Genomic DNA, 15,886 nt, shown 5'->3' on the forward strand with positions numbered 1-15,886 from the left:
CGAACAGCTGAAGGCGGGCCTGGAGGAGTACATCCATTACTACAACCATGACCGCATCAGGCTGAAACTCAATGGCCTGAGCCCTGTCAGCTACAGGACTCAGGCCACTGGCTAAAACTGTCCAACTTTTCGGGGGCAGTCCACCCTGTGGGAGCGGGTTTACCCGCGAAGAGGCCGGCACAGGCATCGACAAGGTCAGAACACCTTGTGCCCTTCATCCAGCTGCTGGTCGACCAGCGCCCGGCCATGGGCCAGCGACACATGCTGTGCGTTCTCGAGGTCGGAGAAGAACTTCATCGGCATCGACATGCGCCTGCTGGTGTGCCCGTCGGGGTCGGTGATCAGGCACCCGGCGGCATAGGGCAGGGGGGAATCGGGGTGGGGCATCACGCTGGCGGTGATGGTGTGCTTGCGATATTCACAGTGAAGAGATTGCATCGTCCTTACCTCGCTGTGGCATGTGAAGCAGTTACCTTCATATACCACAGCAAGGGGCCGGGAGTTCCCGGCCCGACGAGCGAGCCGCGATGAACGCTCAGCCTTTGAGTTCGGTCGGCTGGATGACTTCGACCCAGTAACCATCCGGGTCCTTGACGAAGGCCAGGTGGTTCATGCGCCCGTCCTGCAGGCGCTTCTGGAACGGTACGTCCAGTGCCTCGAAGCGTGCGCAGGCGGCGCGTACGTCCGGTACCGAGATGCAGATGTGGCCAAAGCCGCGTGGGTCGGTGTTGCCGTTGTGGTAGGCAAACTCGGCATCGTTTTCGGTGCCGTGGTTGTGGGTCAGCTCCAGCACGCCCGGGATCGACTTCATCCACTGGTGGCGTTCGCTGTCATCGGCCGGGATCTGCGCCGGGTCTACCAGAGCCAGGAAGTACAGGCTGAAGGCGGCTTCGGGGAAGTCGCGCTTGTCCACCAGGCGGAAGCCCAGCACGCGGGTATAGAAGTCCAGGGACTTCTCGATGTCCTTGACCCGCAGCATGGTGTGGTTGAAGACGAACTGGGCGGTGGCGGCGTCCGGTTGGGCGGCGACACCAGGCAGGGTTTGCAGATCATGCAGGCTCATGGGAACTCCTGAGACGGGGCCGGGCGCAGGGCGCCGGCAAAACAGACAGGCCGGCCATGATACGGCAGTGTGCCGATTGCGCAAATGAAAGCGCCCTGCACGAGGCAGGGCGCTGGAATTAGAGGCCCGCATGTGCGGGCGCGTGATGGGGTCGCTAGTCCTTTAGCTGTCTCGATACTGAGCCAGCCCTTGTGAAAAAAGTGTGAAGCACGTGTGGACGTTTCATCAGCGTACCCAGCTTTCTACCGTGGCGGCTCCGTATTGTTCTTTCCAGGCCTTGAGCCCACGGTGGTTGCCGCCTTTGGTCTCGATCCGCTCGCCGGTGTGCGGGTTGGTGTAAACCTTCACCACGCGCGCGCGGCGCTGTTGCTTGGGCGCTGCACTGGAAACCCGGGCCACTGCCTTCGGGTCGAGGATGGCGATGATATCGCGCAGGCTCTTGTCGTAGCTTTTCATCAGGCCGACTAGTTTCTGCTCGAATTCGATTTCGCGTTTGAGGCCGGCATCCTTTTTCAACGCTTCCAGTTGCGCCATCTGTTCCTGGAGCGCTTTTTCGGCAGCACGAAACTCTGCAAGTCTGGACACTGTAATCACTCCTGTACGTCGGTCGTGGCAGGGCGTGACGAACATTGAAGAAGAATAAAAACGCCGGCCACGCGGGTGGGTTCCGCTGTTCGCTGATATCGAGTGTAGTCATTCATGGGTACTGGGTAAACTGCAAACTTTTTGTAAGTAAGCCGGGAACTTTCCTAGTTTTGCGCGCGGTATTGTCAGGTTTTTCCGCGGTTGCCTTGCGGTGCGCTTAGACCATGGTCCAATGGCCCGTGCCAGAGCCTTCGCGCGATAATTTCAGATGATGGCCGGCTATTGTTCGGCCCCTTCGCAGTACCGTGGCCAGCACGTGCCACAGGTTGTTTACTCGCCTTGATTCTGGATGTTTTCTCCCATGTTTGCCCCTTTCCCCATCGCCCCCGGGCGTCGTGTTGCCGGCTTGTTCCTGTTGTGTGCCGGCGTCAATGCCCAGGCTGCCGGTTTTCTTGAAGACAGCAGTGCTAAGGTCGAAGCACGCAATGTCTATTTCAACCGGGATTTTCGTGACGGCCACAGCAGTTCCAGCCAGGGTGCGTCCAAACGCGAAGAATGGGCACAAGGTTTCATCCTCAATGTGCAGTCGGGTTACACGCAGGGGCCGGTAGGTTTTGGCGTGGATGCGCTGGGCATGTTCGGCTTCAAACTTGACTCCAGCCCGGCAGACAGCAACAGCGGCCTGTTGCCGTCTTCCGGCCATGACCCACGGCACTCGGCGGACCAGTACGCGAAGATGGGCCTGGCGGCCAAGGTCAAGGTTTCCAATACCGTGCTCAAGTACGGTTCGATGATGCCGGATGTGCCGCTGCTCAAGTACAACGATGGCCGCCTGCTGCCGACCATGTTCCATGGCGCCATGCTCACCTCTGAAGAAGTGCGCGACCTGAAGTTCACCCTGGCCCGCCTGGACAAGTACACCGCACGGGATTCCACCGACCGCCAGGACATTCGCGTGCATTGCAAGAACAAGCGCTATGCCTGCGATATCGAGGCTGACCACTTTGACCTGGCCGGTGTCGATTACCGTTTCAACGAGCGCTTCAGCGCCCAGTACCAGGTGTCCAAGCTGGAGAACATCTACCGCCAGCACTTCCTCGGCCTGGTGGCCAGCCAGCCATTGGCGGTGGGCAGCCTGTCGGCAGACCTGCGCTTGATCAAGAGTGACGACATCGGCAATGCCCGCGCCGGCGAAATCGACCATCGCGCGTTCAGCGGCATGCTCGGCTACAGCCTGGGTGGCCACAAGCTCAGTGCCGGCTGGCAACGCATGTATGGCGACAGTGCCATGCCATACCTGGATGGCACCAACCCGTACCTGGTCAACTATGCCCAGGTCAACGACTTCGCCGCCGCCCAGGAACGTTCCTGGCAGGTGCGTTATGACTATGACTTCAAGGCCCTGGGCGTGCCCGGCCTGACTTTCTTCACCCGTTACATCAACGGTGACAATATCAAGGTGCCGGGCAGCACGGCCGAAGGCAAAGAATGGGAACGCGACACCGAGTTCAAGTACCAGGTGCAAAGTGGCACGTTCAAGGACGTCAGTGTGCGCCTGCGTAATTCCACTTACCGCAGCAACTATGAAAAGTGGGCGCGTGACATGGACGAGACACGGGTCATTGTCAGCTACAACTTCTCCATCTTCTGACGGGGCGCTTTGCCAAATACCGGCAGCCACCTGACAATGGTTGCTGGTTCCCGCAAAGGGCAGGGCAATGAAAGACCTGTTGTTGATCGGCATCGGCCCGGGTGACCCGCGCCAGGTCACCTACGAGGCGGTCGATGCGCTTCGCCAGGCCAGCGTGTTCTTCGTGCTCGACAAGGGCGGCGACAAGGACGAACTGGTGCACCTGCGCAAGGCCATCCTGCAACGCTATCGGCCCGAGGGCGGCTACCGCCTGGTGCAGGTCGCCGACCCTGCACGCGATGGCCAGGCCGATGACTACCTGGGCGCGGTGCAGGACTGGCACCGGCAGCGTGCGGCGCTGTATGCCCAACTGATCGAACAGGAGTTAGGCATTGGGGAAACCGGCGCCTTTCTGCTGTGGGGCGAGCCGACGCTGTACGACAGCACCCTGCGCATCCTTGGCCTGGTCCGCGAGCGTGGTGTGGCGCTGCGCCTGCAGGTCATTCCGGGCATCAGCAGCGTGCAGGCGTTGGCGGCGCGCCATCAGGTGCCGCTCAATCGTATCGGTGAGCCGTTGACCGTATTGCCAGGGCGGCGCCTGGCCGGGCAGGGGCAGATCGACAATGTGCTGGTGATGCTCGACGGGCAGTGCGCGTTTGCCCGGCTCGATGACCCGGCGTTGATGATCTACTGGGGCGCGTACCTGGGGACCGCGGATGAGGTGCTGATTGCCGGGCCGTTGCAGGCGGTGAAGGCGCAGATAATGGAAGTGCGTGAGCGGGAGCGGGCGCGCAAGGGGTGGATCATGGATAGCTACCTGTTGCGCAGGGAGCTGTGAGGTGTACTGCCTGTTCCGGCCCCTTCGCGGGTGAACCCGCTCCCACAGGTACAGCGCCAGCTTTGGGGCCGCGCGTTCCCTGTGGGAGCGGGCAAGCCCGCGAAGCAGGCGACACCGATTTCAAGGGTTACCCAGAATGGCCTGCACCTTCTCCCGCAACTGGTCGATGCTGAACGGCTTGCCGATGAGGTGCATGCCCTCCGGTACGTCGACGCTTTCGGCATAGCCACTGGCGAACAGCACGGGCAACAGCGGCCGCAGTTCGCGCGCCTTGGCCGCCAACTCTTCGCCACGCATGTCCGGCAGCCCCACATCGGTCATCATCAGCGCCAGTGCCTGGTTCGGGTCCTCGAGAATGCGCAGCGCCGCGTTGGCATGCTCCGCTTCGATGACGGTGTAGCCCAACTCGTCGAGCACTTCGACCATCAGCATGCGTACGATGTCGTCGTCTTCGACTACCAGAAGGTGCATGGTTGCGATCCTGTGCAGAATGAATGTCTTTAATCTGTGCTCCGGATGGCAGCAGAAGTTCCCCGAGGATACCGGTCCGTGCAATCAGATGGAACGATTGGCGCACATCACCTTCAAATACTGGCTAAATGCCCTGCCAGACCCGCCAAAGCTGGTTAGACTCGCTTTACGGGACAGAGCAGTGGCAGACAACTACAACGATCGCTTTGCCACACTTTCAATGGACTTTACTTGCTCGGGCGTTTTCACATGATTCAAGCAGCCTCGATGGACCAGCGGAGCTTCCGCAAGCTGTTGAGCCGCAACGTCGGCCTACCCCTGGGGGTTGGCCTGCTGGGGGCCGTTGCCTTCGTCGCGGTGATCAACTACCTGCTTTCGGCCTTGCAGTGGGTCGAGCACACCGACCGGGTGATCGGCAATGCCAACGAAACGGTCAAACTGTCGATCGACATGGAAACCGGCATGCGTGGCTTCCTGATCACTGGCGACGAGCGTTTCCTCGACCCCTACGAGGTGGCCAAGCCGCGCATCTTCGGCAGCCTGCAGAGCCTGCGCGGCATGGTCGAGGACAACCCGCAACAGGTCGAACGCATCGACCGGCTGATCGCCCTGCAGCAGGCGTGGAACACCTTCGGCAGCGAGATGATCAACTTGCGCCGCAGCCAGGGTGATTACCGCGCCTTGATCGGCAACGGCCGCGGCAAGCGCCTGACCGACGAGATCCGCAAGGAGTTCGATAACCTGATCGCCAGCGAACAACAGTTGCGCATGGCGCGCAACGAGCGGGTCAACAGTGTGACCGTCACGGTCATGTCGTCCTTCGTGCTGTTCATCGTCGGCCTCAGTGCCTTGCTGGCCTACCTCGGGCGGCGCGACCTATTGGCGCTGTCGGGTACCTATGACGAAAACTTCAAGGCCCAGCAGCGCGCGGCCGAGCGCCTGGAACACCAGGCCTGGCTGCGCAACGGGCAGACCCAACTGGCCGAACAGGTGCTCGGCCAGCTGACCCTGCCCATGCTCGGTGACAACATCCTGCGTTTCTTCGCCAGCTACCTGGGCAGCGTGGTCGGCGCGTTGTACGTGCGTGACGAGCATGGCCGCCTGGTGCGTGTGGCCAGTTATGGCCTGGATGCCGAGGAGCAGGCGCGCGAGCAGGTGCTGGGCGATCACGAAGGCCTGCTGGCCCAGGCCGTGCGCGAAGCGCGGCTGCTGCGCCTGGACGACTTGCCCGACGACTATTTCCACCTCAGTTCCGGCCTGGGGCGGGGCCTGCCGCGCAGTGCCATGCTGATGCCCTGCAGTGATGACGGGCAGATCAACGGTGTGCTGGAGCTGGGCTTCCTGCGGCCGCTGCAGGAGCGTGACGAAGAGATGCTGCAGCGGGTCCGTGGCAACCTCGGTATCTCCATCGAAAGCGCCCGCTACCGGCAGCGCCTGCAGGAAGTGCTGGCCGAGACCCAGCAACTGAACGAAGAGCTGCAAGTGCAGCAGGAAGAGCTGAAAACCGCCAACGAAGAGCTCGAAGAGCAATCCCGCGTGCTCAAGGAGTCCCAGGCCCATCTGGAAACCCAGCAGGCGGAACTGGAGCAGACCAACGAGCAATTGTCCGAGCGCACCGAGGCCCTGGACCGCAAGAATGACGAACTGCTCCAGGCCCAGGATGAGCTGCAGGCGCGCGCCGAGGAGCTGCAGCGTTCGAGCAAGTACAAGTCCGAGTTCCTTGCCAACATGTCCCACGAGCTGCGCACGCCGCTGAACAGTTCGCTGATCCTGGCCAAGCTGCTGGCGGAGAACGGCGAGGGCAACCTCAGCGACGAGCAGATCAAGTTCGCCGAATCCATCTATTCGGCCGGCAACGACCTGCTCAACCTGATCAATGACATTCTCGACATCGCCAAGGTGGAAGCCGGCAAGCTCGAAGTGCGCCCCGAAAGCACCCAGGTGGAACGCCTGGTCGAAGGCCTGCGTGGCATGTTCGAGCCGTTGGCCGGGCACAAGGGCCTGGCCTTCGAGGTGACCACCGAGGCGCAGGTGCCGGCCACGCTGTTCACCGACCGCCAGCGCCTGGAGCAGATCCTCAAGAACCTGCTGTCCAACGCCATCAAGTTCACCGAGCGCGGCCAGGTCAGCCTGAACATCGGTTACCAGCCTGGCACAGGCATCGTCTTTGCCGTGCGCGATACCGGCATCGGCATCGCCGCCGACCAGCAGCAGGCGATCTTCGGCGCCTTCCACCAGGTCGATGGCACCAGCAACCGCCGTTATGGCGGCACCGGCCTGGGCCTGTCCATTTCCCGCGACCTGGCGCACCTGCTGGGTGGGCAGATCAGCGTCGACAGCAGCCCCGGCCAGGGCAGCGTGTTCAGCCTGATCCTGCCGGAGCGCTATGAGCGCGTGGCGCAGGATATCGAGCCGCTCAGCCTACGCCCGGCGGTCGACAGCCTGCCACCCGCGCCGCAGGCACCGGCGGTGGCGGCGCCGAAACGCCAGGCACCGGCATTCGCCGACGACCGCGAGCGCGCGCCGTTCGGCAACCGCTGCATCCTGGTGATCGAGGACGAACCGAACTTCGCCCGCATTCTCTTCGACTTGGCCCACGAGCTGGGTTACAGCTGCCTGGTGGCGCAGGGCGCCGACGAGGGCTTCGAGCTGGCCGCCCAGTACATCCCCGATGCCATCCTGCTGGACATGCGTTTGCCCGACCATTCCGGCCTGACCGTGCTGCAACGCCTGAAGGAGCAGGCGAGCACCCGGCACATTCCGGTGCATATCATTTCCGTGGAGGACCGGGTCGAGGCTGCCATGCACATGGGCGCCGTCGGCTACGCGGTCAAGCCCACCAGCCGCGAACAACTCAAGGAAGTGTTCGCCCGCCTGGAGGCCAAGCTGACCCAGAAGCTCAAGCACATCCTGCTGGTGGAAGACGACGACCTGCAGCGCGAAAGCATTGCCCGCCTGATCGGCGACGACGATGTCGAGATCACCGCCGTGGCCATGGCCCAGGATGCCCTGGCGTTGCTGCGCGAGAACATCTACGACTGCATGATCATCGACCTCAAGCTGCCCGACATGCTCGGCAACGAGCTGCTCAAGCGCATGACCGCCGAGGACATCCGTGCCTTCCCGCCGGTGATCGTGTATACCGGGCGCAACCTGACCCGCGAAGAAGAAGCCGACCTGCTCAAGTATTCGCGCTCGATCATCATCAAGGGCGCCCGCTCGCCGGAGCGCCTGCTCGACGAAGTGACGCTGTTCCTGCACAAGGTCGAGTCGCAGCTGTCCAACGAACGCCAGCGCATGCTCAAGACCGCGCGCAGCCGCGACAAGGTATTCGAAGGCCGCAAGGTGCTGCTGGTGGACGACGACGTGCGCAACATCTTCGCCCTGACCAGCGCGCTGGAACACAAGGGCGCGATCGTCGAAATCGGCCGCAACGGCCGCGAAGCCATCGAGCGCCTGGAGCAGCATGACGACATCGACCTGGTGCTGATGGACGTGATGATGCCGGAGATGGACGGCTTCGAGGCCACCCGGCTGATCCGCCAGCAACCGCGCTGGCGCAAGCTGCCGATCATTGCCGTGACCGCCAAGGCGATGAAGGATGACCAGCAGCGTTGCCTGCAGGCCGGCGCCAACGATTACCTGGCCAAACCGATCGACCTGGACCGCTTGTTCTCGCTGATCCGTGTGTGGCTGCCGCAACTGGAGCGAATTTGACTAGCGAACGTAACACCGATATCGAAATCCGCTTGCTGATCGAGGCCATCTACCTCAAGTACAGCTACGATTTCCGCAACTATTCCGGCGCGTCGATCAAGCGCCGGATCCTGCATGCGCTGCGCCAGTTCGACTGCCTCACGGTGTCGGCGCTGCAGGAGCGCGTGCTGCACGACCCTGGCATGTTCATGCAGTTGCTGCAGTACCTGACGATCCCGGTCAGCGAGATGTTCCGCGACCCGGGGCACTACCTGGCGCTGCGCAACGAAGTGGTGCCGCTGCTGCGCACCTGGCCGTCGATCAAGGTGTGGATTGCCGGTTGCAGCACGGGGGAGGAGGTGTATTCGATGGCCATCCTGCTGCGCGAGGAGGGCCTGCTGGAGCGCACCATCATCTACGCCACCGACATCAACCCGCATTCGCTGGACAAGGCCAAGCAGGGCATCTACTCGATGCAGAGCATGCGCGAGTACGCCGAAAACTATCGCATCGCCGGCGGCCGGCGGGACTTTGCCGAGTACTACACGGCGGCCTACGGCAACGCCATCATGGACAGCACCCTGCGTGACAACGTGACCTTCGCCGACCACAGCCTGGCCACCGACAGCGTGTTTTCCGAAACCCAGCTGGTGTCGTGCCGCAACGTGCTCATCTACTTCAACAAGGAACTTCAGGACCGCGCCCTGGGCCTGTTCCACGAGTCCCTGTGCCACCGCGGCTTCCTGGTGCTGGGCAGCAAGGAATCGGTGGATTTTTCCGCCTACAGCGAGCGCTTCGAGCCGCTGGTCAAGCCCGAACGGATCTACCGCAAGTCATGAAAGGCGTACGCGCGATGGTGGTCGGCGCCTCGGCGGGCGGCGTGACGGCGCTGTTCAGCGTGCTGGGCGCGTTGCCGGCCGGCTTCGCCATCCCGGTAATTTGCGTGCTGCACCTGCCCGATGACCGCCACAGCCAGCTGGCCGAGGTGCTGCAGCGCCGCCTGCGGCGGCCAGTGTGCGAGGCCCGCGACAAGCAGCCGCTGCGCGCCGGGCAGATCTACGTGGCCGGGCCGGGTTACCACCTGTCGGTGGAGCGTGACCTGACCCTGTCGTTGAGCCAGGAGCCGCCGGTGCATTTCTCCCGGCCGGCGATCGACTACTTGTTCATGTCGGCGGCCGATGCCTATGGTGCCGGCCTGCTGGGCATGCTGCTCACCGGGGCCAATGAAGATGGCGCCGAAGGCCTGGCCTATATCAAGCACAACGGGGGCCGGACCGTGGTCCAGGACCCTTGCGACGCACAGGTGGCGCTGATGCCGGAGGCCGCACTGGCCCTGCACCAGCCCGACCATATTCTTTCTCTGAGTGGCATCGAGCGATTGCTCGCCGCCCTGGAACCCAGCGCATGCTAAGCCACACCATCGCCAAACTGCTGATCGTCGACGACCTGCCAGAAAACCTGCTGGCCCTCGACGCCCTGATCCAGGGCCAAGACCGCGAGGTGCACCAGGCCCAGTCGGCCGAGGCAGCGTTGTCGCTGTTGCTCGAGCACGAGTTCGCCCTGGCCATCCTCGACGTGCAGATGCCGGGCATGAACGGTTTCGAGCTGGCCGAGCTGATGCGCGGCACGGAAAAGACCCGCAACATCCCCATCGTGTTCGTCACTGCCGCCGGGCGCGAGATGAACTACGCGTTCAAGGGCTATGAAAGCGGCGCGGTGGACTTTCTGTACAAGCCGCTCGACACCCTGGCGGTGAAGAGCAAGGTGTCGGTCTTCGTCGACCTGTACCGCCAGCGCAAGGTGCTCGACCGCCAGTTGCAGGCCCTGGAACGCAGCCGCCAGGAGCAGGAGCTGCTGCTGGCCCAGCTGCAAACGGCGCGGGGTGAACTGGAGCATGCCGTGCGCATGCGCGATGACTTCATGTCGATCGTGTCCCACGAGGTGCGCACCCCGCTCAATGGCCTGATCCTGGAAACCCAGCTGCGCAAGCTGCACCTGGCACGCGGCAACCTTGCCGCCTTCAGCGGCGACAAGCTGCAGGCCATGGTCGAGCGCGACGAGCGGCAGATCAACAGCCTGATCCGCCTGGTCGAAGACATGCTCGATGTATCGCGCATCCGCACCGGCAAACTGTCGCTGCGGCCCAAGGCGTTCGACCTGGGCCAGCTGGTGCGCGGCCTGGTGGAGAACTTTGCTGCCCAGGCCAGCGCACTGGATACCCATTTCGAGTTGCAACGCTGCGAGCCGCTGCGGGGTGAGTGGGACGAGTTTCGCATCGAGCAGGTGCTGGCCAACCTGTTGTCCAATGCCTTGCGTTATGGTGAGCGCAAACCGGTGCAGGTGCGGGTGTTCGAGCAGGACGGCCTGGCCTGCGTGCAGGTGCAGGACCATGGCATCGGCATCTGCGTGGCCAACCAGCAGCGCATCTTCCAGCAGTTCGAGCGGGTCGCCACCCAGCAGGCCAGTGGTGGGTTGGGCCTGGGGCTGTACATATCGGAGCAGATCGTCCAGGCCCACGGCGGGCGCATACTGGTGGAGAGTGAAGAGGGCAAAGGCGCCACCTTTACCTTGCAGTTGCCACTGGCAACTTACGAACAACAAAACGACCAGGCACGGGCAACCTCTGCCTGAGCCTGGGGTCTGATGGCCAGCTGTAAGTATTTCAAGGCGTTGACATGAGTGAAGATGCACAAGATGTAGTACTGGTGGTCGAGGACGAACCGGCGATTCGCATGATCCTGCGTGATTACCTGGCAGGCGAGGGCTACCACGTGCTGGTGGCCGAGGATGGCGAGCAGGCGTTCGCGATCCTGGCGAGCAAGCCGCACCTCGACCTGATGGTGACGGACTTCCGCTTGCCGGGCGGGATTTCCGGGGTGGACATTGCCGAGCCGGCGGTGAAATTGCGGCCGGACCTGAAGGTGATCTTCATCAGCGGCTACCCGGCAGAGATTCTCGAATCCGGCAGCCCGATCACCCGCAAGGCCCCGATCCTGGCCAAGCCGTTCGACCTGGATACCTTGCACGAGCAGATCCAGTTCCTGTTGCGTTAAAGCTGATGGCCCTATCGCCGGCAAGCCAGCTCCCACAGGTACACCACAGGTCTTCAGGCTTGTGGTGTACCTGTGGGAGCTGGCTTGCCGGCGATAGGGCCGGAACAGGCTAGCGCAGTGTCCGCTCCAGCCCACCCACCAGCATGCTTTCCATCAACCCCAGCCCCTGTTCTTCGGGCAAGGCCTTCAACAGCCCCGGTAACTGGTTCAGCAGCGTCGCCACCACATGCGCCGTGGCCACCAGGGCCTGCCCCTGCAACTTCGCCTGCGGTGCGATCAACCTCAGCAACCCCGCCTCATAGCGCTTGCGCAGCAAGGCCAGGCGCGCCTGCTGGTCTTCGCTCAGGCAACAGAAATCGCGCTCTGCCAGGCGAAACTGCATGGGCCGCTCGGCATGCAGCTGCCAGTGCGCGGCAATCAGGCAGCTCAACGCCGACGCCCCGCGCGCCATGGCCCGGCGCCCCTGGTCCAGGGTGGCCTGCAACTCCTCGTACAACTCCTCGATCAGGTCGAACAACAAGTCCTGCTTGCTGGGAAAGTGGTGGTACAGCGAGCCGGCGGTAAGCCCCACATGGGCCGCCAGCTCGCGCATGCTGACCTGGCCAAAGCCCTTTTCGGCAAACAGTGCCATGGCCCGGTCACGTCGCTCTTCAAAGTTGGCACAGCGCATCGCGGCATTGACCGGGGGCATGGCGTTCGCTCCTCAGTAGGTGAAGAAACCGCGGCCGCTCTTGCGCCCCAGCCAACCGGCCGCGACCATTTCCTTGAGCAACGGGGCAGGGCGGTACTTGCTGTCGTTGAAGCCTTCATGGAAGGCCTCCATGATCGCCAGCAGGGTGTCCAGGCCGATCAGGTCGGCCAGGGCCAGCGGGCCGATCGGCTGGTTGCAGCCCAGGCGCATGCCGGTGTCGATGTCCTCGGCACTGGCCAGGCCTTCCTGGCGCACGAAGATCGCTTCGTTGATCATCGGCACCAGAATGCGGTTGACCACGAAGCCCGGGCGGTTGCCGGCGGTGATCGGGGTCTTGCCGACCTTTTCGGTCACCACCAGCGCCTGGGCGTAGGTGCTGTCGCTGGTCTGCAGGCCGCGAATGATCTCGACCAGCGCCATCATCGGCACCGGGTTGAAGAAGTGCACGCCAATGAAGCGCTCGGGGTGCTCGATGCTGGCCGCCAGCTGGGTGACCGACAGCGACGAGGTGTTGGTGGCGATCAGGCAGTCGGCGGCGACGTTGGCCGCCACCTGCTGCAGGATGCGCTGCTTGAGCTGCAGGTTCTCGGTGGCGGCCTCGATCACCAGCTGCGCGCCGCTCAACTGGGTGTAGTCGGTGCTGGTGCGAATGCGCGTGCGGGCGGCTGCCGCCTTGTCGGCGTCGAGGGTGCCTTTGCCGACCTGGCGCTCGAGGTTCTTGCTCAAGGTGGCCACGCCGCGCTCCAGCGCAGCGTCGGAAACATCCACCAGCAGTACCTGGTAGCCGGCCACGGCACACACCTGGGCAATGCCGTTGCCCATGGTGCCGGCGCCGATCACGGCAATCTGTTCAATGCTCATGTGTCAGTCTCCCTCAGACGCGCTCGAAGACCACGGCGATGCCTTGGCCACCGCCGATGCACATGGTGGCCAGGGCGTAGCGGCCCTGGATGCGATGCAGCTCATGGATGGCCTTGGTGGCGATGATCGCGCCGGTGGCGCCCACCGGGTGACCCAGGGAAATGCCCGAGCCGTTGGGGTTGACCTTTTCTGGGTCGAAGCCCAGTTCGCGAGCCACGGCGCAGGCCTGGGCGGCGAACGCTTCGTTGGACTCGATCACGTCCAGGTCCTGCACCTTCAGGCCGGTCTTCTCCAGCACCTTGCGGGTGGCCGGGATCGGGCCCAGGCCCATCAGTTCAGGCTCGACACCGGCATGGGCGTAGCCCACCAGGCGTGCCAGCGGCTTCAGGCCCAGGCGGCGCACCGCATCACCACTGGCCAGTACCAGGCCGCCAGCGCCGTCGTTGATGCCACTGGCGTTGCCGGCGGTAACGGTGCCGTCTTTCTTGAACACGGTCTTCATCCCCGCCAGTTGCTCGGCGGTCACTTCGCCACGCACATGCTCGTCGGTGCTGAACTGCACGCTGCCCTTGCGGGTTTTCAGTTCCAGCGGGACGATCTGGCTGGCGAAGCGGCCTTCGGCAATGGCGCGGGCGGCGCGGCGCTGGCTGGTCAGGGCCAGTTCGTCCTGCATTTCGCGGGTAATGCCGTGCTTGGCCGCAACGTTCTCGGCAGTGATGCCCATATGGAAGTGTTCGAACGGGTCCTGCAGCACGCCGACGGTGTAGTCGATGCCTTGCAGGTCACCCATGCGAGCGCCCCAGCGTGCCTGCGGCAGCAGGTACGGGCCACGGCTCATGGATTCGGCGCCGGCTGCCACGGCCACATCGGTGTCGCCGAGCAGCAGGCATTGGGCTGCCGAGACGATGGCCTGCAGGCCCGAGCCGCACAGGCGGTTGACGTTGAATGCCGGGGTTTCCTTGGGGATGCCGGCGTTCATTGCCGCTACGCGGGCCAGGTAGGCGTCACGCGGTTCGGTGGGGATCACCGTGCCCATCACCAGGTGGCCGACTTGCTCGGCGGCCACGCCCGAGCGCTCGATGGCGGCGCGGGTGATGGCGCTGGCCAGGTCGGCCAGCGGCAGGTCCTTGAGGGAACCGCCAAAGCCACCAATGGCTGAACGGACGGCACTGACGACGTAGATTTCTGCGCTGCTCATAGGGGCTCCGATTGCGAAGGCATGGCGGGACTGGGCCAGGCTCTGCGAGAATGGCCGACGATCCCGGAGTGGGACCGAGTCTAGGCAAAGGCTCTGTTGCAGCCTATGCCGGAACTGTTCAGACAACCTGGCACTTTTTGCCACTCAGCATAGACAGCGAAAACCGCCATGCGCGATAGCGATTCGGTCGCCGTGTACTTCCTCAATGCCATGCTCCACGCCCTGCGCGACTGCCCCGCCGAACGCGATGCGCAGCTGCGTGCGGTGGGCATCGACCCGCAACTGCTCGAGCAGCCCCAGGCCCGTGTACCGGCCAAGGCCTTCGCCCAGCTGTGGCTGGCGCTGATCCAGCGCCTGGACGACGAGTTCTTCCGCCTCGACAGCCACGGCATGCCGCCGGGCAGTTTCGCCCTGATCTGCCGGGGCCTGATCCTGGAGCCGAACCTGGAAAAGGCCTTGCGCCAGTGCATGGGCGGTTTTGGCCTGTTTCTGCGTGATTTGCGCGGCAGCCTGACGCTGCGTGGCGGGCGGGCGCTGATCAGTGTGCAGTCGAGCATCGCTGACCCGCTGACCCGGGTGTATGCCGAGGAAACCTACCTGGTGCTGATGATCGGCATGCTGTGCTGGCTGGCCGGGCGGCGGATCGCCATCGACCGCACCGAGCTGGCGGTGTCGCGCCCGGCCCAGGAGGACGACCTGCTGCTGTGGGGGCCGGACCTGCGCCTGGGCAGCGGGCGCACCGAGGTGGAGTTCGACAGCGCCTACCTGCGCCTGCCGGTGGTGCAGGATGTGGCGGCCCTGAAAACCTTCCTGCGCAGCGCGCCGCAGGGGCTGGTGATTCGCTTTCGCAACCAGAACGGGCTGGTGGCCGAGGTGTACCGGCACCTGCGGGCGCGGCGCTATGGGCAGTGGCCGACGCTGGCGGCGCTGGCGCAGCAGCAGGGGGTCAGTGCCAGTACTTTCCGTCGGCAGCTGGAGCGGGAAGGGCGTTCGTACCAGCAGATCAAGGATGAGGTGCGCCGGGCAATGGCCTTCGAGCGGTTGCGCGAAGGGGAACTGAGTATTGCCGAGATTGCCGAGCAGACCGGGTTCCAGGAGCCCAGTGCGTTTCACCGGGCGTTCAAGAAATGGACCGGGCAGAGCCCCGGGAGCTACCGGGCGCGGTTGGCCGGGCGTTGAGATGTTGCCTGTGCGGGCCTCTTCGCGGGTAAACCCGCTCCCACAGGGGACTCACAGAATCTGAAAAATGTGCTGTACCTGTGGGAGCGGGTTCACCCGCGAAGAGGCCGGTACAGGCTATCGATCAATGATCAGGCCGGCACCATGGCAAACCCGACCCCGAAGCGGTTCCAGGCATTGATGGTGGCGATTGCCAGGGTCAGGTTGGCCACCTCGGCCGGCTCGAAGTGTTCCTGCAAGGCTTCATATTCGCCCTGCGGCGCGCCGTGCTCGGGCAGCCGGGTCAGGCTCTCCACCCAGGCCAGCGCAGCACGCTCGCGCGGGGTGAAGTAGGCGGTTTCCTGCCAGACGCACAAGGTTTGCAGGCGTGCCTCGGTCTCACCGGCCTTGCGCGCGTCGTTGGCGTGCAGGTTGACGCAGTAGGCGCAGCCGTTGATCTGCGAGGCCCGCAGGCGCACCAGTTCCAGCAGGGAATTCTCCAGGCCGCTCTTGGCCAGGGCCTGCTCCAGGCCGACCATGGCTTTATAGGCCTCGGGGGCGTGCTTGGCCCATTCGATACGGTTGTGCATGGCTGTCTCCAAAGGGTGTTGGGCGGGGATGGCGCTACTGTAGCGCCGCACG

Annotated in this window: 17 protein-coding genes; 9 read left to right on the forward strand and 8 right to left on the reverse strand. The window is 63.8% G+C overall.

Translation table 11 applies throughout. The annotated features are described in order from the left end of the window. A partial coding sequence (locus CAG22_RS25535; protein ID WP_139833478.1) for an IS3 family transposase occupies positions 1-115 on the forward strand: 115 nt, incomplete at its 5' end. An 80-nt stretch (positions 116-195) separates the two neighbouring features. Here the strand turns inward: CAG22_RS25535 and CAG22_RS25540 are convergent. The 3 genes from CAG22_RS25540 to CAG22_RS25550 form a co-directional block, all read right to left on the reverse strand. Further along, complete coding sequence (locus CAG22_RS25540; protein ID WP_013973119.1) at positions 196-438, reverse strand: hypothetical protein; 243 nt, start codon at positions 436-438, stop codon at positions 196-198. A gap of 97 nt (positions 439-535) precedes the next feature. Continuing rightward, complete coding sequence (gene gloA / locus CAG22_RS25545; RefSeq protein ID WP_085591009.1) at positions 536-1,063, reverse strand: lactoylglutathione lyase; 528 nt, start codon at positions 1,061-1,063, stop codon at positions 536-538. Between the two features lie 225 nt (positions 1,064-1,288). Then, the gene (locus CAG22_RS25550) at positions 1,289-1,648 is read right to left on the reverse strand and encodes a histone-like nucleoid-structuring protein, MvaT/MvaU family (RefSeq protein ID WP_015270810.1); all 360 of its coding nucleotides are present in this window, start codon (positions 1,646-1,648) and stop codon (positions 1,289-1,291) included. 361 nt (positions 1,649-2,009) lie between these two features. Between CAG22_RS25550 and CAG22_RS25555 the strand changes: the two genes are divergently transcribed. Beyond that, a complete protein-coding gene (locus CAG22_RS25555; protein ID WP_085591012.1) occupies positions 2,010-3,299 on the forward strand; it encodes an OprD family porin in 1,290 nt (429 codons plus the stop codon). 67 nt (positions 3,300-3,366) lie between these two features. Continuing rightward, entirely contained in the window at positions 3,367-4,116 is a 750-nt protein-coding gene (gene cobF, locus CAG22_RS25560) for a precorrin-6A synthase (deacetylating) (RefSeq protein ID WP_085591014.1), read from the forward strand. A gap of 120 nt (positions 4,117-4,236) precedes the next feature. Here the strand turns inward: cobF and CAG22_RS25565 are convergent, their stop codons facing one another. Continuing rightward, complete coding sequence (locus tag CAG22_RS25565; protein WP_085692913.1) at positions 4,237-4,587, reverse strand: response regulator; 351 nt, start codon at positions 4,585-4,587, stop codon at positions 4,237-4,239. Positions 4,588-4,836: 249 nt separating this feature from the next. Between CAG22_RS25565 and CAG22_RS25575 the strand changes: the two genes are divergently transcribed. From CAG22_RS25575 to CAG22_RS25595, 5 genes are read left to right on the forward strand one after another with little or no spacing between them, the layout of a single operon-like run. After that, entirely contained in the window at positions 4,837-8,304 is a 3,468-nt protein-coding gene (locus CAG22_RS25575; protein WP_085706424.1) for a response regulator, read from the forward strand. Further along, entirely contained in the window at positions 8,301-9,122 is an 822-nt protein-coding gene (locus CAG22_RS25580; RefSeq protein WP_003259474.1) for a protein-glutamate O-methyltransferase CheR, read from the forward strand. Before CAG22_RS25575 ends, CAG22_RS25580 begins: the two co-directional genes overlap by 4 nt. Next, a complete protein-coding gene (locus tag CAG22_RS25585) occupies positions 9,119-9,694 on the forward strand; it encodes a chemotaxis protein CheB (protein ID WP_085591023.1) in 576 nt (191 codons plus the stop codon). Before CAG22_RS25580 ends, CAG22_RS25585 begins: the two co-directional genes overlap by 4 nt. After that, positions 9,688-10,914, forward strand: a complete 1,227-nt coding sequence (locus tag CAG22_RS25590; protein WP_025338695.1) for a hybrid sensor histidine kinase/response regulator — start codon at positions 9,688-9,690, stop codon at positions 10,912-10,914. The genes CAG22_RS25585 and CAG22_RS25590 overlap by 7 nt, the downstream gene beginning before the upstream one ends. 44 nt (positions 10,915-10,958) lie before the next feature. Next, positions 10,959-11,336, forward strand: a complete 378-nt coding sequence (locus tag CAG22_RS25595) for a response regulator (protein WP_085591025.1) — start codon at positions 10,959-10,961, stop codon at positions 11,334-11,336. 109 nt (positions 11,337-11,445) lie between these two features. On the opposite strand, the gene CAG22_RS25600 is transcribed toward CAG22_RS25595, so the two are convergent. Genes CAG22_RS25600 through CAG22_RS25610 form a run of 3 tightly spaced genes read right to left on the reverse strand, consistent with a single transcriptional unit; the run spans position 11,446 to position 14,086 of the window. Further along, positions 11,446-12,027: a TetR/AcrR family transcriptional regulator gene (locus CAG22_RS25600; RefSeq protein ID WP_085615205.1), complete on the reverse strand. Its 582-nt coding sequence runs from the start codon at positions 12,025-12,027 to the stop codon at positions 11,446-11,448. Positions 12,028-12,039: 12 nt separating this feature from the next. Next, entirely contained in the window at positions 12,040-12,888 is an 849-nt protein-coding gene (locus CAG22_RS25605) for a 3-hydroxybutyryl-CoA dehydrogenase (protein WP_025338697.1), read from the reverse strand. A gap of 13 nt (positions 12,889-12,901) precedes the next feature. Next, the gene (locus CAG22_RS25610) at positions 12,902-14,086 is read right to left on the reverse strand and encodes an acetyl-CoA C-acyltransferase family protein (protein WP_085706425.1); all 1,185 of its coding nucleotides are present in this window, start codon (positions 14,084-14,086) and stop codon (positions 12,902-12,904) included. A gap of 168 nt (positions 14,087-14,254) precedes the next feature. Here CAG22_RS25610 and CAG22_RS25615 point away from each other — a divergent pair, with 168 nt between their 5' ends. Beyond that, complete coding sequence (locus tag CAG22_RS25615; RefSeq protein ID WP_025338699.1) at positions 14,255-15,265, forward strand: AraC family transcriptional regulator; 1,011 nt, start codon at positions 14,255-14,257, stop codon at positions 15,263-15,265. 131 nt (positions 15,266-15,396) lie between these two features. Here the strand turns inward: CAG22_RS25615 and CAG22_RS25620 are convergent, their stop codons facing one another. Continuing rightward, positions 15,397-15,834 (reverse strand): carboxymuconolactone decarboxylase family protein, encoded by a 438-nt coding sequence (locus tag CAG22_RS25620; protein ID WP_025338700.1) that lies wholly within the window; start codon positions 15,832-15,834, stop codon positions 15,397-15,399. Between the last annotated feature and the right edge of the window lie 52 nt (positions 15,835-15,886).

The organism is Pseudomonas sp. B8(2017) (assembly GCF_002113575.1).
GTDB lineage: Bacteria > Pseudomonadota > Gammaproteobacteria > Pseudomonadales > Pseudomonadaceae > Aquipseudomonas > Aquipseudomonas putida_Z.